Origin of the sequence: Mycobacterium florentinum (assembly GCF_010730355.1) — a bacterium.
Taxonomy (GTDB): Bacteria; Actinomycetota; Actinomycetes; order Mycobacteriales; family Mycobacteriaceae; genus Mycobacterium; species Mycobacterium florentinum.
Genome location: NZ_AP022576.1, coordinates 433,786 through 455,675, shown reverse-complemented (window position 1 = coordinate 455,675; position 21,890 = coordinate 433,786). Strand labels below are relative to the sequence as shown.

Here is a 21,890-nt window from a genome sequence, read left to right as displayed (position 1 = left end):
GAGTTGATCGGGAAGGGAACAGATGACTCTGCAGGCAGTACTGGACGACCTCAGCAAGCGCCCCGGATCGGGTGAGGTCATTCCGATCATCAACCCCGCGACCGAAGAGACGATCACCGAATTCACCGACTGCGGTCCGGAGGCCGTCGACGAGGCTGCCTCCCGGGCGAAGGCCTCCTTCGAATCGGGTGTCTGGTCCGACCTACCCGGACGCGAGCGGGCCAAGGTCTTGTGGCGGATCGCGGACCTCATCGACGAGCACGCCGACGAGTTCGCCCAACTCGACTCGCTCAACACCGGCATGCCGTTGATGCAGGCAACGCTGCAGATGTCGACCTGTTCGGAGTTCTTCCGCTACTACGCGGGTTGGTGTTCGAAGATCAACGGCGTCGCGTACGACGTGAAGACCGACGGCATCGCGACCGACACGTTCGTCAACATGCACGCGTACACGCTCAAGGAGCCGTACGGCGTGGTGGGGCTGATCTTCCCGTGGAACGGCCCGATCTTCAACGCGAGCGCGAAGCTTGCGCCGGCGCTGGCCGCGGGCAGCAGCCTGCTCGTCAAGCCCGCCGAGGAGACACCGCTGTCGGCAGTGCTGTTGGACCGGCTGATCCACGAGGCCGGCGTCCCCGAGGGCGTCGTCAACCTGCTGACCGGCTACGGCCACACCGCGGGAGCCGCGATCACCGCGCATCCCGATGTCGAAAAGGTCGCCTTCACCGGGTCGACTGAGGTCGGCAAGGAGATCGTGCGCGCCTCGGCCGACAATCTGAAGAAGGTCACGCTCGAACTCGGGGGTAAGTCACCGGTGCTGATCTTCGACGACGCCGACATGAGCAAGGCCCTGCTGATGGCGTCGCTGGGCATCTTCGTGCACTCCGGCCAGGGCTGCGTCTGCGGATCGCGGATCTTCGCTCAGCGCGGCGTGTACGACCAGGTCGTCGAGGGCATCTCGATGATGGCGAACACCTTCAAGCTGGGCGCTCCCAGCGAGGAAGGCTGCGTCAGCGGCCCGCTGATCAGCCAGAAGCAGTTGACCCGGGTGATGGGCTTCATCGACGAAGGCCGCAGCGACGGCGTCGAGGTGGTCACCGGCGGCTACCGGCTGGACCGCAAGGGCTACTTCGTGCACCCGACGGTGCTCACCAACGTCGACACGGGCATGCGGCTCTACCAGCAGGAGATCTTCGGGCCCGTGGTCACCATTCTGCCGTTCGACGACGAAGACGAGGCCGTGGCGCTGGCCAACAACACCACCTACGGCCTGGCGGCGACCGCGTGGACGCAGAACGTCAGCCGGGCCCACCGGATGCTCAAGCGGCTGCACGCCGGCAGCGTCCAGGTGAACTGCCAGTTGGTCTTCGACCACGACGTGCCGTTCGGCGGCCACAAGCAGTCGGGTTGGGGACACGAGTTCGGCAAAGAGGGCCTCGACATCTACCTGAAGACGAAGTCGGCCTGGATCCAGCTGTAATTCCCGCTATCGCAACGCGGAAAGTCCCGGACCCCCCTCGGGTCCGGGACTCCTCCGACGGCCGTCAGACGCCTCAAGAACCTTTGTTGTAACGAGTCAGGAACCCGATGGACGCCACCGCCGCGGCGGTGCCGATCACACCCCACAGCACCAGCTGGAAGGCCATCGCTCCGAAGAACCAGCCAAACGTCATTCCGATGTAGAGCATCCAGATCAGCCGGAAAAAGCTCCAGACCGCAACCAGGCCGGTGCTGATCCCGATATACAGGCTCCGTTGGCGATCGACGCGGTTGATCTGCTCCTGGATGCCGGTCGGCACGATGTTCATTTGCTGTCTTCCTTTCCTGGGGTGCCGCCTCGGTGGCGGCGTCGTTGGGATAAGTAGAGCCGCCCGCGCCGGCTACCGATCCCAACAACGTCCGGGCCTTCGAGGGGCACCCGCAGGTCAGGATGCCGGGGCCGTCGTTTCTGCCCTGTCGTCGACCGGGCCGTTCATCTCGGCCAGGAACTGGCGGTAGCGCTCGGCCTGACTCGGGCGGCGCCGGACGATCAGCCAGCCGATCGCCAGCAATACGAACCACGCGGGGAACCAGGCCAGGGCGATCGCGGTGTCTTTCTCCGTCGTGAGCGTCCAGGCGACGAATGCGAAGAAAGCGAAGGCGGCCCAGCACATCACCCGGCCACCGGGCATCTTGAACGCCGATTCCGCGTGGCGCGCTGCGTGCCGGCGGCGATAGACGAGGTAACTGACCAGGATCATCGCCCACACGAACATGAACAGCAGCGACGAAATCGTGGTGACCAGTGTGAAAGCACGAATCACCGAACCGCCGACGTGCAGCACGGGGATGGCGGTCAGCAGCAGGACGGCCGTGACGAACAGGGCGGGGGCCGGCACGCCGCCGCGATTCAGCCGGCGGAACACCGCCGGAGCGCTGCCTTCGTCGGCCAGGCCGTACAGCATGCGGCCGGTGGAGTACATCCCGGAATTCGCCGCCGACGCCGCGGCGGTGGTGACGACGAAGTTGACGAGAGACGCCGCACCGGCCAGCCCCGCGAGGGAGAACATCGTGACGAAGGGGGACTCGTTGCCGGCGAACCGCCGCCACGGCACGACCGTGAGGATCACCAGCAGCGCGCCGACGTAGAAGATCGAAACCCGCAGCGGCACCGCATTGATCGCGCGCGGAAGGGTGCGGCGTGGGTTCGCCGTCTCGGCCGCGGCGGTGCCGACCAGTTCCACACCCACGAACGCGAAGAACGCGATCTGGAATCCACCGACCATCCCCATGAAACCGGTCGCGAAGAATCCGCCGCTGTTCCAAAGATTTTCGATCGTCGCCGGATTACCTTGCGGTGAAACGAAATTGGTGGCCACCAGGACTACGCCGACGACAATCAAACCGATGATCGCAACGACTTTGATCAAGGCGAACCAGAATTCGATCTCGCCGAAGTTGCGCACGCTGAACAAGTTGAACAGCAGGATCAGCCCGCACGCGACCAGCGCCGGCACCCAGGCCGGTAGACCTGGCCACCAGAACTGCAGGTAGCCCGCGATCGCGACGAGTTCGGCGATCCCGGTGACGATCCAGGCGAACCAATACGACCACCCGACGAAAAAGCCTGCCGCGGGCCCCAATAGGTCACCCGCGAAGTCGACGAACGACTTGTAGTTCAGGTTCGACAACAGCAGTTCGCCCATCGCGCGGAGCACGAAAAACAAGAAGAACCCGATGATCCCGTACACCACCACCACCGATGGGCCGGCGCGGGAGATGGTTCGCCCGGCGCCCATGAACAGACCCGTTCCGATCGCGCCTCCGATCGCGATCAGCTGAACGTGACGGTTCATCAGGCCCCGGTGCAGCTGCGCGGCAGCAGGATTGGGATCGCCGAGTTCCTCGCTCATGTGTCCCGTCCTCGAGTTTCCGGGCTTTGGGCAATCCCAGCTAACCAATGCTGTAGCTAAACACGATAATTGTTACCTTCATACCCCGTGCTGACCACGACGATTGTCAATTGACGTACGCTCACCGGCATGGGCTGGTTCGGACGAGCAAAGAAAGCCAGTGCGGGACAGCGGGTCACGCGGTCCGACAAGCAGCACGCGATCGACGCCGTCGCCGAACTCCACGCGCGGGGCACCGACCGGGAAAGGCTGCTGCGCGACGGCCTCCCGGGCGTCGCGACGATCGTGGCGATCCGCGAAAACGTCGAGACGACGGTGCTGGGGTCGTGGCACGAGCTGGACCTGGACGTGCGGTTGCCCGATCACGGCCCCTATCGCGCCACCCGGCGCGTTTCACTCGAGCTGTCGACGGCGCCGCACATCACGGTCGGTGCCGAGGTGCCGGTGCGAGTCGATCCCGGGGACCGCTCGAAAGTTCTTGTCGTCGCGACGCTCTGAGCCCTAGCCCGATGTCTTGACCATGAGCTTGCCGACGTTCTTGCCGTCGAACAGCATGTTGATCGCGGTCGGCAGCTGTTCGAAGCCCTCGACCACGGTCTCGAGCGGCGTGAGCTTGCCCGCGGCTATCAGACCGGAGATCTCGCGGACCGCCTCGGGAGCCCGGCCCAGGTGGTCGAGAACGATGAAGCCCTGCAGCGTCGCACGCTGGATCAGCAGATTGCCGAACGCGCGCGGACCGGGCGGTGGTTCGGACTCGTTATAGCCGGAGATCAGGCCGCACAACGCGACGCGCGCGCGGATGTTGAGGCGCGCGAAGACCGCGTCCATGATGACCCCGCCGACGTTCTCGAAGTCGACGTCGATGCCGTTGGGCGTCGCCGCCCGCAATTGAGCAGCCCAGTCGTCGGCGCGGTAGTCGACGGCCGCGTCGAAGCCGAGCTCCTCGGTGAGCAGCCGGCATTTGTCCGGGCCGCCCGCGATCCCGACAACGCGGGCGCCGTCGGCCTTGGCAAGCTGGCCGGCGATCGAGCCCACCGCGCCGGCGGCGGCCGACACGACGACGGTCTCACCGGGCTGCGGCTTACCGATGTCGCGGATCCCGACCCAGGCGGTCAGCCCGGTTGTCCCGAGCGCGCCCATGTAGGCGCTCGGGGAGACCCCGTCGGCGACGTCGACCGGGAACAACGGGTTCGTGTCGGAGACGACGACGTACTCCTGCCAGCCGACCAGGCCCTGCACGATCTGGCCGACCGAATAATCGGGGTTCTTGGATTCGACGACCCGGCCGAGCCCACCGGCCCGCATCACCTCGCCGATACCCACCGGCGGCAGGTAGGTCGGCGTGTCGTTGATCCAGGTCCGGTTGGTCGGATCGAGCGAAATCCATTCGACGCGCACCAGCGCCTCGCCCTCGCCGATCTCGGGAACCGGTTCCTGGGTGAGCTCGAACGTGTTGGCACCGATGCGTCCGGTGGGGCGCTCACGCAACAGGAATCGACGATTCACATCAGGCATGAGCGCACGCTACGCCAGCGACGGCGAATGCTATAACGCTGCCTATGGCCGAGCACACCATCACTCACGTTTCCGACACCGCCCGGTGGACGGCATTGCATCGGGCCACCGAGTCGGCCCGGACCGACGCGTTGTTCCACGACCCGCTCGCCGGGCTCCTGGCCGGTGAGCAGGGCCGCGCGATCGTTGCCGGAGTTCGATGGAGGGATCGCAGCGGCTGGTGGCTGGTCGCGCGCACCAAGCTGATCGACGACGCCATCGCCGACGCACTCGCCAACGGCTGCGACCGCGTGCTGAATCTGGCCGCCGGCCTGGATACCCGGCCGTATCGGCTCGACCTGCCGGCCGAGCTCACCTGGATCGAGGCCGACCTGCCCCAGTTGCTCGCCGAGAAGACACAGCTGCTTGCCGACCAGACCCCGCGATGCCGGCTGACCCGCACCGCCGTCGACCTTGCCGATCCGAACGCCCGAGACGCCTTCTTCGACGAGGCGCTGGACGGGGCGACGAAGGCTTTTGTCCTGACGGAGGGTCTGTCGATGTACCTCGAATACCGTGACATCACCGCGCTTTCGGACGCGATCAAGCGACCCGAGGTCGCCTGGTGGATGCTCGACATCGCCTTTCCCGGCCTGAGGAAGCGAATCAACAAGAACATGGCCGGGATTGCCGAAAGCGCACCGTTCAAGTTCGCACCCGAGAACGGGCTGGCCTTCTTCGAAGACCTCGGCTGGCAGACCGTCGAAGCGCAACCGCTACTGCACACCGCCCACCGATTGCGCCGCTTGCCGATATGGATGCGCCCGCTCGCCTGGCTGCCCCGGCCGGATCTGCGCAGTCCGGGCAACAATCCCTCGAGTGCGATCGCCCTCCTCACGCATTGAGCTGCCCAACTATCAGCCTGCACAACGTATTAACCGAGTAAAACGCGCATCCAGACGTTTCTTTAATGCCGCGAGTCCGGCCTCTTACGATCGAGAGACAAGATCGGATTGCGGATTGTTCGCCTGCCAAAATGCGCCCGCCGATCCTAGGATCACGGCATGCGCATCACGGTCAAATTCGACCTGAGCTTCCAATACCGCGAGCTTGAGCAGTTGTGGCGCACCGCCGATCGCATGGGCTTCGAAACGGTGTGGGATTACGACCATTTCCACGGGCCGAAGGAAAACACCGACCCGACCTACGAGGGCTGGACCACCCTGGCCGCGATGGCCGCGGTCACCAAGCGGGCGCGAATCGGCTGCCTGGTGTCCAGCGTGACGTTCCGGAACCTGGCGGCCATGGCCAAGATGGCGGTCACCGTCGACCACATTTCCGGTGGGCGCCTCTACTTCGGGCTCGGCGCCGGCTGGCATGAGGACGAACATGGCGCGTACGGGATCGCCTTTCCCAGCCCCGGCACCCGGGTCGCGATGGTTGACGAGGCGCTGACCGTGCTTCGCAGGCTCTGGACGCAGGAAACGGTCACCTTCACGGGGGAGTTCTTCACCCTCCAGGAGGCGCGGTGCAGGCCCAAACCTCTGCAGTACCCGCACCCGCCGATCGTGATCGGCGGTAGCGAGCCGAAGATGCTGCGCGTCATCGCGCGTCACGCAGATATGTGGAACATGCCCGGACACGAGGGGCCGCAGCGGTGGGGCACCGTCAACGCCCAGCTCGACGCGGCGTGCGCCGATGTGCAGCGTGCGCCGGCCGAGATCCTGCGTTCGGCGCAGCTGTCGCTGCATCCGGCCGAAGCCGGCCAGGTGGACGAACAGCTGGCATTGTTGCCGGAGTTCGAGCGGCTCGGTTGCGAGGAGATGGTGCTGGCGTTCCGCCAACCACCGACCGAAACACTGCTAAAACGCTGCCTAACCCTGGATTCCGGCTCACGGCCGATCGCGGCCGTCTAAGCCGAGCTGGTTTGCCATTCACATTGCGGCCGACGTGGAGGATTGTTAGCCCGGTGGACGCGTCGCGAGTTGCTGTGGTGCCAAGCTTTGTGATGGTGATGGTGATGCTCGGGTTCGCCGGATCTGCGTGGGCCGATCCGCCGCCCACCCAGCAGATCACCACGGTGGCCGTCGGATCCAAGGGGCAGGCCGTCAACGGCTTTCACGAAACCCCGGCCCAAGGCAACGTCCCCGTCGTCGAGGGCTGCACCGCGTCGCCCTCGGCGGTGGCCGAAGACGTCTACTCGTGCTCTCCGAGCGCTGCCGGCGCCGGCACCTGCTGGCCGTCGACGCCGGGTGCGCTGTTGTGCGTAGACGATCCGTGGGACCAGCGATTGCATCGGGTCAGCTACAACGGCCAGCTTCCGCCGGTGCAACCCCCGGCTTTACCGGAACCGTATGCGCTCGTCCTCGATGACGGCACCCGCTGTTCGCTGCGCAACGGCGGCGCCTGGGGCGGCCGAGACGACGGCTACGTCGGGGGCTACTGGTGCGGGGACGGAGGCGCCCATCTCGTTGTCCTGTGCCTGCCAACCGCGCAGACCTGCGTAGACGATCGCTCGGGACCGACGTGGACGGTCAAGGTCGGTCAATTGGGAGCGCCGGGCGCGCACTTTCCGCCGCCGCAGACCCGTTCGGTGACGAGCGCGTGGTTCGCCGGAGATCGCATACCGGGCTGACGCGCCCGGCTACCAGACGCGTATCCAGTCGACGAGCATGTCGGCGGGATAGGTGCCCGGGCCGGGATCGCCACCGCCGGAGCCGGCGACGGCCAGGTTGAACACCGGATACACCGTGTAGCCGGGGCCGTTGAACGGCCAATCCGGTAGCGAGCTGGCCGGTACGTCGAAATACGGCTGGGCGCCGTCGGAATAGTCTTTCCAAAACCTGATGCCGGCCTCGTCCCACTGGCATCGCCAGGTGTGCCAGCCGCCGTCAACCGCGATGTTGTGGGTCTTCCACTCGCCGCCGTTCGCCTTGGCGTGGACGGTGGTCGCCGACGGCCAGCTGCGGTTGCCGTACCACTCCATCACGTCGATCTCGCCCTGATCGTCATTGCCGAGCCAGTAGGCGGGCCAGGCGCCGGGGGTCAGGCAGTTCAGTTTGACCCGGGTTTCCCAGGTGTGGCCGACGCCGCCGCGCCACAGGCTTTGGACCTTGCCGCTGAAGTAGGTGGGGCCGTCTTTCGCCGCGCGCAGGACCAGGTTGGAATTGCCGTCGACGAACACGTTCTTGCGGTCGTCGCGGTACTGCCCGATGTGCTCGGGCAGCTCCCAATAGGTCGGATCCTTGATCGTCTCGCGGGCTTTTGCGATCGCCCACTTCGACGGATCGGGCGCCGACCCGGCCGGACCGTCGAATTCGTCGGAGAAGATGTAGCTCCCCGCCTGCCCGCTGGGCGCGCTGGGCGGTGGCATCCGCCCTGGATAAGCCCTGGCCTCAGGGATTGGCAGCGCGGCCGCCAGCACGCCGATCCCTGTCGTCAGCATCATGCGGCGACGGTCCATCTCAGGCATAAGCAAGCGACGATAGCAGCCCCGGTCGTACGGGGTCGAAACGGAAATTGTGTCGGTGGCCGTCGTTAGCATTTGGATCGCTGACGGCCCGAAACGGCCGGCAAAACGGCACTAGCTCGGGATTTGGGATGAATTCACGGTCAATTCTCATGATCATGCGTGGTTTGGTCTCAGGATTGCCTGGGCATCCTGGACACGAACACATAACATGTCCGTCGCTTTGCGGCTGAGGAGTTGACAATCATGGCGAATGCACCAGGGTCGACGGTTATTTTCCTTCAGTCGCATCCGGCCTGGATTGCGGCCCAGCGACGCGAACGCGAACGCACCGAATCCATGCGTCGTCACCCGTCAGCCCGGGCCCGTCGGGGCACTGCCGAGGTAGACCACGCGGTCGCCGTCGGTAGCCGTCACTTCAAGGTGTATTCCAGCGGCGACACCCCCGCGTAAGCGCTTACCTGCCCCGATATCCCGCACTGCGCCGCTATCACCAACTCATAACCGGGCATTTGGCGATCTCAGTTTTGTGACCATTCGACGGTTCTCCCTGCGCGCGTAAATCCAACACGGTTGCATTCCTGCGACCCCAAAAGCCGTCTGCTTCTCCCAACAACTCGAATCCGCTGCCGACGGACCGCTCCCTGGCGGTGGCAATGATCGCCTTCGTCGCGGCGTCGGGCTGCATAGCGTCGATCACTTTCGACGGGGGATGACGGCATCGCCAGCCGCTGTGACGGCCGCCGGGACTATCCAGGGCATTTTCGTGGTTGTGGCATTGGTGCTGGTTCTGCGACAACACCGCTGCGCTCCCGGATTCGCGTCGTTCGTCGGTTTCGGCAGTGCCGCATTGTTCACCTACGCGTACGTCCTGCCCACTTTTCTGCCGGGTTATCAAGACAGCTTCAGCTCTGGACCGCGCATCAACGGCTATATCGGTTTGCGGTGGCGGCGACGGGCCGCCAACCAGCTTGCGGGACAAGGTAATAGCGAATGCTGCATATCGAAGAGTACGTCGGCATAATTCTCGGTGTAGCGCGAACACACCGAGCAAAGGCGCTGGCCAATCCGGATCAGCCGCATAGCGCGGTCATTCACGAGCTGCAGCGCTACATCGAAGCCCACAATCCCGGCGCGACCGACGTCAACGTGGTCAGGGTGACGGACACCGGCCAGGCCGACAAGACCCACAAGCCGGTCAGGCACTGGTACCAGGTCACCTACGAAGTCTGAGGCCGTCCCGTTCAGCGACGGCAACGGTCACGAGGCGTGGATTTCGGCTTCGGAACGCGTGTGCGAACGCGACGCCAACACACAGTCGCGCCCCTGCATGATGTGCTCGGCCATCAGGGCGCCGGCGCGCTCGGATTCACCGGCGGCAATCGCATCACGCACCATCCGATGAAAAAGGTTGGAGCGCTCGCTTTCGAGCCGCGTCTGATGCCGGAACACCTGATACACCAATGGAATGTCGACCGCGTGCACGAGCAGCGCCGACAGTCGCCGATGTGCCGACCCCTTCACGACGGCTCGATGAAAGGCGCTGTTGGCGGCCGTGATTCGGTGCCAACCGGCATCCAGTGAGCCACTCGACACGAGCTCGACTCCGGCGTCGAAGTCCGCGATCGCCGCGTCGAGCGCGCCGATGCCCTCGGCGCTCATCCGGGTCGCGGCACGCTCGGCGGCCAGCGATTCCAGTCGGGCGCGCAGCTCGTACTGGTCGCGGATATCGCTCTCGGACATTGTCGCGACTACCGCGCCCCGGTTTCGCTCGATGACGACCAGGCCGTCGGCGGCCAAGGCCCGCAAGGCTTCTCGCACCGGGGTGCGGGACAGGTCGAACATCTCGCCGATGCGCTGTTCGACGAGCCGCGAACCCGGCTCGAAATCGCCTTTGGTGATCGCGCGCCGGATGAGCCGATAGGCCAGGTCCGATCGGCCATCCATCTTGGCCATCAGTCACCCCCCGACGTCGCGGCACCGATGTCGAGCACTCCACCGCCCTCGGGGTCTTCGACCTCCACAATTGGGTCATCGACGTCGTCGAACTCCAGGCGCAGCGCCCGCGACATGATCGCGTGCATGACATACATGGTGGTGGTGTAGGTGAATTCCAGGATCTCGGTATCGGTGAATACTTCCCGAAGTTGGTTGAACAACTGCTCGGGCACCCGGCCATGTTGGCCCGCAAGGCAATCCGCGTATGCCAGTAGCAGCCGTTCGGTGTGATCGAAGCAGTCGGCGGTTTCCCAGGACGGTATCGCCGCGATCTTCTCCTCGGACAACCCCGCCGACCGGCACGCCTTGCAATGTTGGGAGTAGACGAACTGGCTGCCGACCACCCAGCCGGCCCTGATCTGGCCGAGCTCGCGGTGGTCGGGCCGGATGCTGACTTCTTCGCGGTACAGGCGAAAGCCCCGCACGGCGTGGCGCAGGGCAGCGGGGGATTGCGCCATCACCGTCCACCAGTTCCCCGGGGTCCCGCCTACGGTGCCCGGTTCGGCCACCGGGTCACGGTCGCCGAACATGAAGTCGTACATCTTCAGCGTGAATTCGTCGTTGACCTCACCCCTGGAAACAGGATTCAGGCGCGGCATTGCGGGTCCTCTCGACTGGGTGCGGATTGCATTCAATCCCAGCCTCAGCTGCCACGTCAATGCAGTTCACGGCTCAGCCGTGCCATGGATTGCGTACAGTCTGTCCCTTTCCTTCACCGAGCCCGACGGGACGCCGTAGCCTAGAACCCCGTGAGCGATGGCGACGCGGCGGACCTGGAGTACCTTCGCGGTGCCGGGCGAATTGCGATGGCGCACAGGGGATTCACGTCGTTCAGGTTTCCCATGAACACCATGGGCGCGTTTCACGAAGCCGCCAAGCTCGGGTTCCGCTACATCGAGACGGACGTTCGTGCGACCCGGGACGGCGTGGCCGTGATCCTGCACGATCGCCGGCTCCCCGCGCAGTCGGGGCTACCGGACGCGATCGACCGATTTGCTTGGCGGGATGTCCGCACGGCAGATCTCGGTGCGGGGGAGACCATCCCGACGCTGGAACAGCTCCTGGTCGAGCTGCCGAGCATGCGGGTCAATATCGATATCAAGGCCGAGTCGGCCATCGAACCGACCGTCGAGGTCATCGAACGGTTGAACGCGCACAACCGGGTGCTGGTCACGTCGTTCTCCGACCGCCGCCGCCGTCGCGCGTTGGGCCTGCTGTCCAAGCGCGTCGCGAGTTCGGCCGGCACGGTCGCGTTCCCGGCGCTCGTCGCGGCGAAAACGCCGGCCAGCCGCGCCTACGCCTGGCGGTTGCTGCGCGACAGCGACTGCTTGCAACTGCCGCCACGACTGGGCCGGCTGCCGGTGATCACGCCCGCCCTGGTCCGCGCCGCGCACGCCTCGGGACGTCAGGTGCACGCGTGGACGGTCGACGACCCCGTAACGATGCGTGCCCTCCTCGACATCGGCGTGGACGGCATCATCACCGATCGCGCCGACCTCCTGCGTGAGGTGCTGGTCGCCCGCGACGAGTGGTCGCCGGCCTAGCTAGAGCTTGCTTGCGGCGAAGTCGGCGGCCTGGTTGGCCATGCCGGCATCGATGTAGGCACCGGCGAGATGCTGTGGCCAGTTTTCTTTCCAGGTGTTCGGGTCGGCGGGGTTGCAGATCGGGTCGGCGCCGTGGCACAACTCGATCGTCCGGTCGTTGTAAGTCGGGTTGAAGTTCGTGATCGGCCCCACCCACTGGCTCCCGTTGCCGAACAGCGCGACGGCGGCGATGTGCTGATCCATACCCGCCGGCAGCGGGCTGTCGAACCCGAACGCGCCGATGGGCGCGGCGAGCACCACGTCGGTAACGGCCGCTCCTAGTGAGTAGCCGCCCAGAACCAAGCGGGTGTCCGGACAGTTGTTGGCCATGTCCTGGATGTGGTGACTCATGTCGTTGGCGCCGATGTCGACCTGCGTGTCGGCGGGGTACTTGACGGCGTACGAGCCGAAGCTCCTGTTGCCGACCTTCGACGATAGGGCGTTGATGAACGCGTTGCCGAGCACACCGGGCCCGGGAGATTCGTATCGGCCGCGGGCGAACACCACCTGAACCTGGGGACAGCTGGCGGCAGCCGTCGGCACCGCACCCGGCGTCCCCGACGGCAGGGCCGCCGGCGCCAATATCAGTGCGCCCGCGATCACGACCGCCGCTAGGCACACACCCAATGATTTACCGAGAAGTAAAGCGCGCACAGCACGATGGTAGGGCGAACTCGCTGCCGCCGCCGGGCAGGGTGAACTCCGGTCCCGGCAGACCCTGACCACGCTGTCGGCCAGGGCAGCCCGACAGATAGGTTCAGCTGATGAGCCACACCAACGCGGGTGCCCCCGAGCGCTTGTTCGCACTGGCCGAACAGGTGACGGGCTTCATGCCCGACGACGAGGGGCGCGCACTCTATGACGCAGCGCTGCGGTATCTGGGCGGCGGTGTCGGTGTGGAGATCGGTACCTATTGCGGCAAATCCACCCTGCTGCTCGGTGCGGCGGCCCAACAGACGGCCGGTGTCCTCTACACGATCGACCATCACCACGGCTCCGAGGAACATCAGGCCGGCTGGGAATACCACGACGCTTCGCTGGTCGACGAGGTCACCGGACTGTTCGACACGCTGCCGACGTTTCGTCGCACGCTCGACGCCGCCGGGCTCGACGAGCACGTGGTGGCGGTCGTGGGCAAGTCGCCGGTCGTGGCCCGGGGATGGCGATCACCGCTGCAGTTCTTGTTCATCGACGGCGGCCACTCCGAGGCCGCGGCCACCGAGGACTTCAACGGATGGGCCAAGTGGGTGAGTGTCGGCGGAGCACTCGTCATCCATGACGTTTTTCCCGATCCGGCCGACGGCGGGCGGCCACCGTATTACATCTATTGCCGCGCAATCGATTCCGGTCAGTTCCGGGAGATCTCCGCACTCGGGTCGCTGCGGGTGCTCGAACGCACCTGCGGTCAGGTCGGCGAGCCGATCGACGTCACCGGCCGCGGCCGGTAGCGACGCACTCGCAGTCGAAGTCGGTCTGCAGGCCCAGCGGCAGGCCGTGGGCGCGGAAGATCCCGGCACCCCTGGTGGTGTCCGACAGCGCGTCCGCGGCCAGGATCACCGCGGCGCCCGTCCACGTGGTGCGCTCCTCGGGCCACCGCTTCCCGTCGGCGAACACCAACCCCGTCCAGTACGAACCGTCTCGTTCACGCAGGTGCTGCATCGCGGCGAATTGCTGGTGCGCGCCGGAGCGTTGACCGATGGCCTCGAGCGCCATAACCAGCTCGCAGGTTTCGGCGCCGGTCACCCAGGGGCGGTCGCCGACGCAGCGGATGCCCAGGCCGTCGACGACAAAGTCGTCCCAGCGTGCCTTGATGCGCGTGGCAGCGGCCGGACCCCGTAGCGCACTACCGAGGATGGGGTAGTACCAATCCATCGAGTAGCGGTCTTTTTCGGTGAATGCCTCGGGATGCGCGACCAGCGCATGGCCCAGCCGTCCCAGGGCCAGCTCCCACTCCGGCTGCGGGTCGCCCACCAGAGCCGCCAGCGCCAATGCACACCGGATGCTGTGATACACACTGGCGCAACCGGTTAGCAGGGCTTCGCATACCGGCCCCGTTTCGCTTCGCGCCCAACAGATTTCGCCGTACCCGACCTGCAGGTCGATGACGAAGTCGATGGCCTTGTGCACCACCGGCCACATCGAGGCGGCAAACGAATCGTCACCGGTGACCGACACGTAATGCCAGACACCCGTGGCGACGTAGGCGCAGAAATTGCTGTCGCTGTTCGCGTCCTCGATTGTCCCCGCGCGAAATTGGATGGGCCAGGACCCGTCGGAACGCTGGTTACGACGGCTCCACTCATAGGCGGCCCGGGCTGGTTCCAACAATCCGGCCGCGGTGAGCGCCATGGCCGATTCCACGTGGTCCCATGGGTCGGTGTGACCGCCCTGAAACCACGGGATGGCACCCGATGACTCCTGCTCGGCGGCAATGGACAGGGCTGTCTGGCGACACTGCTCCGGGCTGAAGACGCCCGGAACCGCGGGCAGATTAGATCGACGCAACTGAATACCCCGGGGTCGCTTCGGCGTGTCGCGGTTTAGTGAAGTACATCGCCACGCTCTTGCCCAGGAAGGGATTGAGCACCGACTCCGCGATCCGGGTGAGCCTCGGGCGCTGCATGAGATCCCACACCAGGAGTCTGTGGTAGGCGGTCACCGCGGGATGGTCTGTGTTTTCCACTCCTACAGCACATTTCAGCCACCAGAACGGCGCGTGCAGTGCGTGCGCATGATGCGTATGCGTCAATTCCAGCCCGCTGCCGGCGATCTTGTCCCGCAATTCGCTGGCCCGGTAGATGCGGATGTGACCGCCCAGATTGGCATGGTATTCGTCGGACAGCAGCCAGCACACTTGTTCGGGGAGCCAACGAGGTACCGAAACCGCCAGTGTGCCACCGACTTTGAGAACGCGGATCAATTCCGCGATCGCGGCGTCGTCTTGCGTGACGTGTTCCAGAATTTCGGATGCGATGACGAAGTCGAACGTCTGATCGGGGTACGGCAAGTTCAACGCATCGCCGACAACCACTTTCGCCGACGCCGAGGCGGGCGCCTCACCGCTTTCGGCCATCGCTTGCAGAATCGTGTCCACGGAATCCAATTCGGCTTCGTCGCGGTCGAACGCGATGACGTCGGCGCCGCGGCGGTACGCCTCGAACGTGTGCCGGCCGGCTCCGCAGCCGACGTCGATCACCTTGGTGGACGGCCCGATTCCGAGCCGTTCGAAATCGACTGTCAGCATTGCCGTTCGCCTTGCACGACGGCCCTTCGTGCGATCGCCTGCTCGTAGATCCGCACGGTCTGCGCGGCCACGGCCTCCCAGCTGAACACGCTGACGGCGCGCGCCCGGCCCGCCTTGCCGAGACTGCGGCGCTTTTCCGGCGAGTCGAGGAGCTCGCCGAGTGCGCGGGTCAACGCGTCGACGTCGGCGGGCGGCACCAGCTCGGCGCAGGCGCCGTCGGTCCCGAGGACCTCGGGCAGTGCGCCAACCCGGCTCGCGACGATCGGTGTACCACTCGACATCGCCTCCACGGCGGGCAGCGAAAACCCTTCGTAGAGCGAGGGAATGCAGGCGACCTCGGCCGAGGCGAACAATGCGGCCAGCTCGGCGTCGGTAAGTCCGCTGGTGATGTGGACGATGTCCGAGATCCCCAGCTCGGCGATGAGTTTGTGGGTGGGCCCGTTTGGCTCCACTTTGGCGACCAGCTGCAACTCGACATCCCGGCTCACGCGGGCCTTCGCGACCGCGTGTAACAGGGTGCTGACGCCCTTCAGCGGGGTGTCGGCGCTGGCGATCGCGATCACGCGGCCGGGCTGCCGTGGACCCGAACCCGGTTTGAACAGCTCGGTGTTCACACCCAACGGCACCACGTGGAGTTGTTCGGGGGAGACACCGAAATCGGAAATGATATCCGCGGCCGACGACGACGAGACCGTCAAGAGCTCCGGGATCTGACGCGCCACTTGTTGCTGCATGTCCAAGAAGCCATACCAGCGGCGCACCAACGGCTTCCGCCACCATTTGGCAGCGGCAACGTCGAGCACACGGTCGCGGGTGATGGGGTGGTGGACGGTGGCCACCACCGGCATTCCGGCGGCCGCGATACTCAACAGTCCAGTTCCCAGACTTTGATTGTCGTGCACGACGTCGAAGTCGGATGCGCGCTCGGCCAACAGCCGGGCGGCGCGCAGCGTGAAGGTACGTGGCTCGGGAAAACCCGCCGTCCAGACGGTCAGCAGCTCCCGGAGATCGATCGAGTCGTGGATCTCGCTGGGGCGGGGGATGCGGAACGGGTCGGGCTCGCGGTACATATCGAGACTCGGAACCTCGGTCAGTCGCACCCGGGGATCAAGCAATTCCGGATAGGGCTGCCCGGAGAACACTTCGACATCGTGACCGAGTTCCACCAGACCGTGGCTGAGATGTCGTATGTAGACGCCCTGTCCGCCGCAATGGGTCTTACTACGGTAGGACAGCAAGGCAATTCGCATACTCAACTCTTCTTTGCTGGTTAACGAACGCGGAAGGGCGCCAAATCCATTGCGATCAACGGGCTCCCGAACTCCCTGACAGCAAACTGGACATGTGTCCAGACTATAGTTCGATCAGCTAATCGACGCAAACGCGCCATCGGTGCCCTTCAATAGTTAGGTTTCGGCGATGTTCGCGTGCCGGCGAGGTCCGCTGGATAACTGCTCCGGGTCGCGCGGAAGCAATCGAGAGTCGGAACATGTTGTGAGCCAATGGGCGCGGCGATGATCGATGTGGGGGCGCATTTGTTTGCTGGGCCACCCGCCGAGTGGGCCCCCGATTCAGCGATCGAACAGGCCGGACAGGGCATCGGAGACCATGCCCTCGGGGTCTTGGTCGATCCCCACATTCCGTAGCTCGCCCTCGTTCGCAAGCGAAGCGATGCCGTGCACGAGCGACCAGAGCGGTCCGGCCAGTTTGAGCGGTTCTTGGCCGCGAAGCAGCCCGGCGGCCTGGCACCCGGCTATCGCGTCAAGCAGGACTCCGAACGCTTGACCTGCGGCGACGGCCAGGCTCGGGTGCCGGGCCTTGTCGGTATCCGCCCCGAACATGACCCGGTACTGGTCCGGATGGTCGACGGCCCAGCGCACGTAGGCGCGACCGATTGCGGTCAGCTTGTCAGTCGGCCCCGATACTGCGCCGACGGCGGCGGTCAACGTCGCATGGAGGTCGACAAACCCCTGCTCGGCGACGGTAGCGAGCAGGTGGGCCTTGTCGGTGAAGTGGCGGTACGGCGCCGCGGCGCTGACGCCGGCCCGGCGTGCGGCCTCGGTCAGGGTGAAACCCTTCGGTCCCCGCTCCGCCACCAACGACAGTGCCGCACTGGTCAGCGCCCGCTTGAGATCGCCGTGGTGATAACTGTCCCGGCGGGTCTTCGTCGCCGCGGGGGACTTCTTTCCTGGCATGTTGACGACATTAACATGCAGGTCTATGTTAATGATATTCACATCCTCGAAAGGAGCGGAAATGGCATCTCAACCAAGGACCGGCTGGGCGGTGATCACGGGCGCCAGCTCCGGTTTCGGCGAGATCTTCGCCGACCTGCTGGCCCAGCGGGGCTTCTCACTGCTGCTTGCCGGACGGGACCAGGCGCGGCTCAGCGCGGTCGCGCAGCGCGTCCGTCAGACGGCGGGCGTCGACGTCGAACTCGCCGTCGGCGACCTCGGCACCGAAGCCGGCTTCGACAGCCTCGCGGCTCGTCTCGACGGACGGCCGGTCGAGGTGCTGATCAATAACGCCGCGTTCGGCACCTACGGACCATTTGCGGAGCTGGACGCCCGCCGCGAGCACGAACTGGTGGCGGTCAATGTCGATGCGCTGGTCCGCCTGACCCACGCGGTGCTTCCCGGGATGCTCGCCCGCGGACGCGGCGGCATCCTCAACGTCGCCTCCACGATCGCGTTTGCGCCCGGGACTTATCAGGCCACCTACGGCGCCTCGAAGGCGTTCGTGCTCTCGCTCAGCCAGGCCTTGTGGGCCGAAACGCGCGGCTCGGGCGTCACGGTGACCGCGCTGTGCCCCGGGCCCACCCGGACGGGGTTCGTCGATGCGCTGGGATCGGACGTCTCGCACACCGCGATCTACCGGCATCTGGCCGCACCCGAACCGGTGGTGACCGCCGGGCTGCGCGCACTCGATCGAGGCCGCGCCGTCGTGGTTCCCGGCTGGCGCAACCGGGTCATGACTACGGGCGGGCGCTTCTCACCCGGCTGGCTTGCGGCCTTGATCAGCGCCCGAATGCTGCGGCCCGCCGCCGCGACGACGCATGCGAGTCGATGAGATGCCCGCAAAGTCTTCACTTTCGTGATCAACCGAACGACAACCGCATCAGCCCCCACGCCGTTCGCCCTGGAAACCGACGGTGCCCGTTGATCGCAATGGGCGAAACCGCTTATCGTCCAATCGAGTTGGGAGCAACAAGGGGATCCAGCACCTGCCGGCGTAGGCGCGGTCCGCAAGGTGGGGATATGGCCCGGGTTTCTCGCCAGTCACCTCATGAACGCCGCCGAACGGCAGTAATTCACGTCACAAGGGGCATCCTTGTCGCCGCTGACTCCGAATTGGGTTTAGTCACGCGGAAATTCGCGAAACCGGTGAACCGTCCGGCTCACGTCCGCGTGGCTAGATATCTATAACTATACCTAGCCGGATGAAGGAGTCATCGTGAAGTCGGTATTAGAGCCAAGCTACGACGTCATCGTGTGCGGGGCGGGGTCGTCGGGTTCAGCCGTCGCCGGACGGTTGGCGGAAAACCCCGATGTGACGGTCTTACTCCTAGAGGCCGGCGGCAGCGATGACGTCCCCACCGTGACCGACGCGACCCAGTGGCCGTTAAACCTGGGCAGCGAACGCGACTGGGGTTTCGTGTCCGAACCCGACCCGAGACTGCACGGACGCTCGGTCCCGTTCTCGATGGGCAAGGTGCTCGGCGGCGGGTCCAGCATCAATGTGATGATCTGGGCCCGCGGGCACCGCAGCGACTGGGACCATTTCGCGTCCGAATCCGGTGAAGCGGCCTGGGGCTACGACGCGGTCCTGGACCTGTACCGGCAGATTGAGGACTGGCAGGGCGCGGGTGAGCCGAATCATCGCGGCAGGGGAGGGCCCGTCTTCGTGCAGCCGACACCCGACCCGCATCCGGTCGCCACGGCGACCGTGAAAGCGGCCAGGACATTGGGAATTCCGACCTATCAGAGCCCCAACGGTCGCCTGATGGAAGAGATGCGCGGCGCCGCGATCACCGATGTGAGATACCACGACGGCAAGCGCCTCTCGGTATTCCGCACCTACACGGCTCCTCATCTGGATAAGCCGAACCTGACCGTGGTGCCGCATGCCCTGGTGAAACGGGTGACATTCCACGGCAATCGGGCCACCGGCGTCGAAGTCCTCCATGACGGCAAGATCCATCACGTGACGGCGGACACCGAGGTGGTGCTTTCGCTCGGGGCGATTCACACCCCCAAGGTGCTGATGCAGTCGGGAATCGGTGATGCCGACGAACTGCGCGCGGCCGGAGTCGCGCTTCGCCAGCACCTGCCCGGGGTGGGACGCAACCTGCAAGACCACTACGGCTTCAGCTGCGTATGGGCATTTCCCGACGGCGTACAAGGCAGCACCCAGGCGGGGGCGGCATTGTTCTGGGACTCCGGACTCGGCGATCTCGACGGGCCAGACCTGTTCGCCTGTTTGGGGTCCTTCGCCATGTCCACTCCGGAAAACACCGCGAAATACGGCCTGCCGCAAAATAGCTGGATCTTGTTCGGCTCCCCGACACATCCCAAAAGCCGTGGCCGGTTGCACTTGTCGGGCCCGGACCCCGACGACCCGATTCGGATCGAGGCGAATGCGTTGTCCGATCCCCACGATGTCAAGACGGGGATCGCCTGCATCGAAGCCCTGCGTGAGGTCGGCAATTCCGCGGAGCTGCGCCCGTTCGTCACGCGCGAGGTGATGCCCGGAGACCTGACCGGCGACGAGCTGGAAACCTACCTGCGCAACGCGGTGACCACCTACTGGCACGAATCGGGGACGGCGAAGATGGGGCGCGACCCGATGTCGGTGGTCGACGGACGCCTCAACGTCTACGGAATCGAGAATCTGCGCGTCGCGGATGCATCGATCATGCCCCGCATCACCAGCGGCAACACCATGGCGCCCTGTGTGGTGATCGGCGAGCGCGCCGCGCACTTTATCAAGTCACAGCACCGGATGTGACAACAACGGATGTCCGGCCGCGGACCAGCCGCCACGCGTGTGGCAGCGAATCCATACTGACCAATCACCCACGCCACGATAGGAATTCGACCTCATGCTGGAACTCATCGACAAGGGCCAACCGACCGAAGAGCACCCCCACCCGTTGCTCTTCGTGCACGGCGGCTTCCAAGGCGCATGGTGCTGGGATGTCCACTTCCTGGACTATTTTGCGGAGCACGGGTTTCGTGTCGTAGCGCCCAGCTATCGCGGCCACGGCGGTAGCCCGGTGGACAAACCCCTGCGTTGGTGCTCGATCTCGGACTACGTCGAAGACGTCACCTCGATTGCCAATAAGGTTGCACCGCAGCCAATTCCGATCGGACATTCGATGGGCGGCTTCATCGTGCAGAAGTATCTGGAACACAACGAGGCGCCCGCGGGAGTGCTGGTGGCGTCCGCACCGCCGCGCGGACATCTGCGGTCTGTGTTGCGCTCAATGCGCCGACACCCATGGGGCTGCAACAAATTCGCGGTGACCGGCCGGCCGGCCGACATGTGCGGCGGGACGCTGGCGGGCGCGCGCGACATGTTCTTTTCACCGTCGACACCCGAATCCCTAGTGGTCGAAGGCATGGAGCGGCTTCAACCCGACAGCATCCGGGCGATCCTGGGCGACATGGTGGCTCTCAATTTGGTCAAGCCCACCCGCGTGACGACGCCGCTTCTGGTGCTCGGGGCAGAGCAGGACGGGATTTATCCTCCCCCCGACGTGCGCGCAACGGCCAGGGCCTATGGCACCGAAGCACGCATCTTCCCGGGCTTGGGACACGAGATGATGCTGGGGCCTGGGTGGGAGACGGTTGCCGAGCGCATCCTGTCGTGGCTACAGGAGCGGGGACTATAGCCGATTTTGCTACCATCGCGCGGTGCCCGATTCGGCTGCACCACGCGATGGGCAGCGGACTGTCCCGCGCCGCGAGGTCTTCAAGTATGCCCTCGCACCGGCGCTGCTGAGCCTGGCCGCAACCGTCGAGGCGCCCAGCGTGTCGGCCGCCGACATTCAGCTGATCGACTTCGCCGAGAAGCGGATCGCGCCGGACGAGATCAAGGCGGCCGGGTACGCCGGGGTGATCAACTACGTCTCCGCGGAGCGCCCGGGAGCACATTTCGAGGCGAAGCCCATCACCCGCGAGTACGCGGACTCGTTACGCGCCGCAGGTCTGCAGATCGTCAGCAACTTCCAGTACGGCAAGCCCGGATGGCCCGCCACCCCGTCAGACCTCACCCGTGGACACGACGGCGGTGTGGCGGACGCACAAACGGCTCAGCAGTTGCATGCCGCGGCAGGGGGACCGAACTCGGCGCCGATCTTCTTCAGCGTCGACGACGATATCGACCAAAACACCTGGAATACCCTTGCACTCGAATGGTTTCGGGGCATCAACTCGGTACTCGGGGTGGGCCGCACCGGTATCTACGGCCACTACAACGCGTGCGGGTGGGCGATCAGGGACGGCGTGATCGGCAACTCGACCAGCGCGGGGCACCGCTGGGCGTGGCAAACCAGGTCGTGGTCGCACGGCCAGCGCGAGCCGATGGCGGTGCTGTACCAGGCGATCGTCAACACGCCCTCGAACCCCGGCCCGCTGCTGGGCGGCATCAACGTGGACGTGGACGACGTCCTCGCGGCCGATTACGGACAGTGGGATCTCGGTCGCTGAGCC

24 protein-coding genes and 1 pseudogene are annotated in these 21,890 nt (G+C 65.4%); 13 read left to right on the top strand and 12 right to left on the bottom strand.

Translation table 11 applies throughout. The features are described 5' to 3' along the window. Positions 1-22: 22 nt before the first annotated feature. A complete protein-coding gene (locus tag G6N55_RS02230; protein WP_085220223.1) occupies positions 23-1,477 on the top strand; it encodes an aldehyde dehydrogenase family protein in 1,455 nt (484 codons plus the stop codon). 73 nt (positions 1,478-1,550) lie between these two features. Here the strand turns inward: G6N55_RS02230 and G6N55_RS02225 are convergent, their stop codons facing one another. After that, complete coding sequence (locus G6N55_RS02225; protein WP_085220224.1) at positions 1,551-1,805, bottom strand: hypothetical protein; 255 nt, start codon at positions 1,803-1,805, stop codon at positions 1,551-1,553. Positions 1,806-1,922: 117 nt separating this feature from the next. Continuing rightward, complete coding sequence (locus G6N55_RS02220; RefSeq protein ID WP_085220225.1) at positions 1,923-3,389, bottom strand: amino acid permease; 1,467 nt, start codon at positions 3,387-3,389, stop codon at positions 1,923-1,925. Between the two features lie 129 nt (positions 3,390-3,518). Here G6N55_RS02220 and G6N55_RS02215 point away from each other — a divergent pair, with 129 nt between their 5' ends. Continuing rightward, positions 3,519-3,887 (top strand): hypothetical protein, encoded by a 369-nt coding sequence (locus G6N55_RS02215; RefSeq protein ID WP_085220226.1) that lies wholly within the window; start codon positions 3,519-3,521, stop codon positions 3,885-3,887. 3 nt (positions 3,888-3,890) lie between these two features. On the opposite strand, the gene G6N55_RS02210 is transcribed toward G6N55_RS02215, so the two are convergent. Further along, positions 3,891-4,904: an NADP-dependent oxidoreductase gene (locus tag G6N55_RS02210; protein ID WP_085220227.1), complete on the bottom strand. Its 1,014-nt coding sequence runs from the start codon at positions 4,902-4,904 to the stop codon at positions 3,891-3,893. Positions 4,905-4,948: 44 nt separating this feature from the next. Between G6N55_RS02210 and G6N55_RS02205 the strand changes: the two genes are divergently transcribed. The 3 genes from G6N55_RS02205 to G6N55_RS02195 all read left to right on the top strand — a co-directional run bounded on the left by G6N55_RS02205 (position 4,949) and on the right by G6N55_RS02195 (position 7,518). After that, entirely contained in the window at positions 4,949-5,788 is an 840-nt protein-coding gene (locus G6N55_RS02205; protein ID WP_085220228.1) for a class I SAM-dependent methyltransferase, read from the top strand. Between the two features lie 159 nt (positions 5,789-5,947). Beyond that, a complete protein-coding gene (locus tag G6N55_RS02200; protein WP_085220229.1) occupies positions 5,948-6,799 on the top strand; it encodes an LLM class flavin-dependent oxidoreductase in 852 nt (283 codons plus the stop codon). Between the two features lie 77 nt (positions 6,800-6,876). Next, on the top strand, positions 6,877-7,518 hold the full coding sequence (locus tag G6N55_RS02195) for a hypothetical protein (protein ID WP_232078904.1): 642 nt from the start codon (positions 6,877-6,879) through the stop codon (positions 7,516-7,518). Positions 7,519-7,527: 9 nt separating this feature from the next. Here G6N55_RS02195 and G6N55_RS02190 read toward each other — a convergent pair whose 3' ends face one another. Beyond that, positions 7,528-8,355, bottom strand: a complete 828-nt coding sequence (locus tag G6N55_RS02190) for a glycoside hydrolase family 16 protein (RefSeq protein ID WP_085220231.1) — start codon at positions 8,353-8,355, stop codon at positions 7,528-7,530. Positions 8,356-8,842: 487 nt separating this feature from the next. Then, positions 8,843-9,334, bottom strand: a complete 492-nt coding sequence (locus tag G6N55_RS02185; protein ID WP_163667063.1) for a hypothetical protein — start codon at positions 9,332-9,334, stop codon at positions 8,843-8,845. An 11-nt stretch (positions 9,335-9,345) separates the two neighbouring features. On the opposite strand from G6N55_RS02185, the gene G6N55_RS02180 reads away from it, so the two are divergent. Beyond that, positions 9,346-9,585, top strand: coding sequence for a hypothetical protein (locus G6N55_RS02180; protein WP_085220234.1), 240 nt, complete (start codon positions 9,346-9,348; stop codon positions 9,583-9,585). 27 nt (positions 9,586-9,612) lie between these two features. Here G6N55_RS02180 and G6N55_RS02175 read toward each other — a convergent pair whose 3' ends face one another. Together G6N55_RS02175 and G6N55_RS02170 are read right to left on the bottom strand one after the other, a co-directional pair. Continuing rightward, entirely contained in the window at positions 9,613-10,308 is a 696-nt protein-coding gene (locus tag G6N55_RS02175) for a GntR family transcriptional regulator (protein WP_085220235.1), read from the bottom strand. Continuing rightward, the gene (locus G6N55_RS02170) at positions 10,308-10,949 is read right to left on the bottom strand and encodes a carboxymuconolactone decarboxylase family protein (RefSeq protein ID WP_085220236.1); all 642 of its coding nucleotides are present in this window, start codon (positions 10,947-10,949) and stop codon (positions 10,308-10,310) included. Before G6N55_RS02170 ends, G6N55_RS02175 begins: the two co-directional genes overlap by 1 nt. Before the next feature lie 174 nt (positions 10,950-11,123). Between G6N55_RS02170 and G6N55_RS02165 the strand changes: the two genes are divergently transcribed. After that, positions 11,124-11,894 carry a glycerophosphodiester phosphodiesterase family protein gene (locus tag G6N55_RS02165; protein ID WP_139826692.1) on the top strand — a complete coding sequence of 257 codons (771 nt, stop codon included), beginning with the start codon at positions 11,124-11,126 and terminating at the stop codon, positions 11,892-11,894. Here G6N55_RS02165 and G6N55_RS02160 read toward each other — a convergent pair whose 3' ends face one another. Beyond that, positions 11,895-12,587, bottom strand: coding sequence for a cutinase family protein (locus G6N55_RS02160; RefSeq protein WP_085220237.1), 693 nt, complete (start codon positions 12,585-12,587; stop codon positions 11,895-11,897). A gap of 110 nt (positions 12,588-12,697) precedes the next feature. Between G6N55_RS02160 and G6N55_RS02155 the strand changes: the two genes are divergently transcribed. Continuing rightward, a complete protein-coding gene (locus G6N55_RS02155; protein ID WP_085220238.1) occupies positions 12,698-13,381 on the top strand; it encodes a class I SAM-dependent methyltransferase in 684 nt (227 codons plus the stop codon). Here G6N55_RS02155 and G6N55_RS02150 read toward each other — a convergent pair. From G6N55_RS02150 to G6N55_RS02135, 4 genes are all read right to left on the bottom strand, one after another. Continuing rightward, positions 13,362-14,438 carry a prenyltransferase gene (locus G6N55_RS02150; RefSeq protein WP_085220239.1) on the bottom strand — a complete coding sequence of 359 codons (1,077 nt, stop codon included), beginning with the start codon at positions 14,436-14,438 and terminating at the stop codon, positions 13,362-13,364. The two genes, G6N55_RS02155 and G6N55_RS02150, sit on opposite strands and share 20 nt — an antisense overlap. After that, positions 14,425-15,177 carry a class I SAM-dependent methyltransferase gene (locus G6N55_RS02145; RefSeq protein WP_085220240.1) on the bottom strand — a complete coding sequence of 251 codons (753 nt, stop codon included), beginning with the start codon at positions 15,175-15,177 and terminating at the stop codon, positions 14,425-14,427. Before G6N55_RS02145 ends, G6N55_RS02150 begins: the two co-directional genes overlap by 14 nt. Further along, positions 15,171-16,427 carry a glycosyltransferase family 4 protein gene (locus G6N55_RS02140; RefSeq protein ID WP_085220241.1) on the bottom strand — a complete coding sequence of 419 codons (1,257 nt, stop codon included), beginning with the start codon at positions 16,425-16,427 and terminating at the stop codon, positions 15,171-15,173. The genes G6N55_RS02145 and G6N55_RS02140 overlap by 7 nt, the downstream gene beginning before the upstream one ends. A gap of 321 nt (positions 16,428-16,748) precedes the next feature. Next, positions 16,749-17,372, bottom strand: coding sequence for a TetR/AcrR family transcriptional regulator (locus G6N55_RS02135; protein WP_085220242.1), 624 nt, complete (start codon positions 17,370-17,372; stop codon positions 16,749-16,751). Between the two features lie 61 nt (positions 17,373-17,433). Between G6N55_RS02135 and G6N55_RS02130 the strand changes: the two genes are divergently transcribed. The 5 genes and pseudogenes from G6N55_RS02130 to G6N55_RS02115 all read left to right on the top strand — a co-directional run bounded on the left by G6N55_RS02130 (position 17,434) and on the right by G6N55_RS02115 (position 21,887). Further along, complete coding sequence (locus G6N55_RS02130) at positions 17,434-18,246, top strand: SDR family NAD(P)-dependent oxidoreductase (RefSeq protein WP_085220243.1); 813 nt, start codon at positions 17,434-17,436, stop codon at positions 18,244-18,246. Positions 18,247-18,270: 24 nt separating this feature from the next. After that, a pseudogene (locus tag G6N55_RS30290) lies at positions 18,271-18,441 on the top strand (SRPBCC family protein); the annotation flags it as partial. A 189-nt stretch (positions 18,442-18,630) separates the two neighbouring features. After that, positions 18,631-20,184, top strand: a complete 1,554-nt coding sequence (locus G6N55_RS02125; protein ID WP_085220244.1) for a GMC family oxidoreductase — start codon at positions 18,631-18,633, stop codon at positions 20,182-20,184. Between the two features lie 94 nt (positions 20,185-20,278). After that, on the top strand, positions 20,279-21,070 hold the full coding sequence (locus G6N55_RS02120) for an alpha/beta hydrolase (protein WP_085220245.1): 792 nt from the start codon (positions 20,279-20,281) through the stop codon (positions 21,068-21,070). 22 nt (positions 21,071-21,092) lie between these two features. Beyond that, positions 21,093-21,887 (top strand): DUF1906 domain-containing protein, encoded by a 795-nt coding sequence (locus tag G6N55_RS02115; protein ID WP_085220246.1) that lies wholly within the window; start codon positions 21,093-21,095, stop codon positions 21,885-21,887. The last annotated feature ends 3 nt before the right edge of the window (positions 21,888-21,890 follow it).

Coding starts and splice junctions, on each gene's coding strand:
- G6N55_RS02230 (WP_085220223.1), top strand. CDS start 23: ATGACTCTGCAGGCAGTACTGGACGACCTCAGCAAGCGCCCCGGATCG.
- G6N55_RS02225 (WP_085220224.1), bottom strand. CDS start 1,805: ATGAACATCGTGCCGACCGGCATCCAGGAGCAGATCAACCGCGTCGAT.
- G6N55_RS02220 (WP_085220225.1), bottom strand. CDS start 3,389: ATGAGCGAGGAACTCGGCGATCCCAATCCTGCTGCCGCGCAGCTGCAC.
- G6N55_RS02215 (WP_085220226.1), top strand. CDS start 3,519: ATGGGCTGGTTCGGACGAGCAAAGAAAGCCAGTGCGGGACAGCGGGTC.
- G6N55_RS02210 (WP_085220227.1), bottom strand. CDS start 4,904: ATGCCTGATGTGAATCGTCGATTCCTGTTGCGTGAGCGCCCCACCGGA.
- G6N55_RS02205 (WP_085220228.1), top strand. CDS start 4,949: ATGGCCGAGCACACCATCACTCACGTTTCCGACACCGCCCGGTGGACG.
- G6N55_RS02200 (WP_085220229.1), top strand. CDS start 5,948: ATGCGCATCACGGTCAAATTCGACCTGAGCTTCCAATACCGCGAGCTT.
- G6N55_RS02190 (WP_085220231.1), bottom strand. CDS start 8,355: ATGCCTGAGATGGACCGTCGCCGCATGATGCTGACGACAGGGATCGGC.
- G6N55_RS02180 (WP_085220234.1), top strand. CDS start 9,346: ATGCTGCATATCGAAGAGTACGTCGGCATAATTCTCGGTGTAGCGCGA.
- G6N55_RS02175 (WP_085220235.1), bottom strand. CDS start 10,308: ATGGCCAAGATGGATGGCCGATCGGACCTGGCCTATCGGCTCATCCGG.
- G6N55_RS02170 (WP_085220236.1), bottom strand. CDS start 10,949: ATGCCGCGCCTGAATCCTGTTTCCAGGGGTGAGGTCAACGACGAATTC.
- G6N55_RS02155 (WP_085220238.1), top strand. CDS start 12,698: ATGAGCCACACCAACGCGGGTGCCCCCGAGCGCTTGTTCGCACTGGCC.
- G6N55_RS02145 (WP_085220240.1), bottom strand. CDS start 15,177: ATGCTGACAGTCGATTTCGAACGGCTCGGAATCGGGCCGTCCACCAAG.
- G6N55_RS02140 (WP_085220241.1), bottom strand. CDS start 16,427: ATGCGAATTGCCTTGCTGTCCTACCGTAGTAAGACCCATTGCGGCGGA.
- G6N55_RS02135 (WP_085220242.1), bottom strand. CDS start 17,372: ATGCCAGGAAAGAAGTCCCCCGCGGCGACGAAGACCCGCCGGGACAGT.
- G6N55_RS02130 (WP_085220243.1), top strand. CDS start 17,434: ATGGCATCTCAACCAAGGACCGGCTGGGCGGTGATCACGGGCGCCAGC.
- G6N55_RS02120 (WP_085220245.1), top strand. CDS start 20,279: ATGCTGGAACTCATCGACAAGGGCCAACCGACCGAAGAGCACCCCCAC.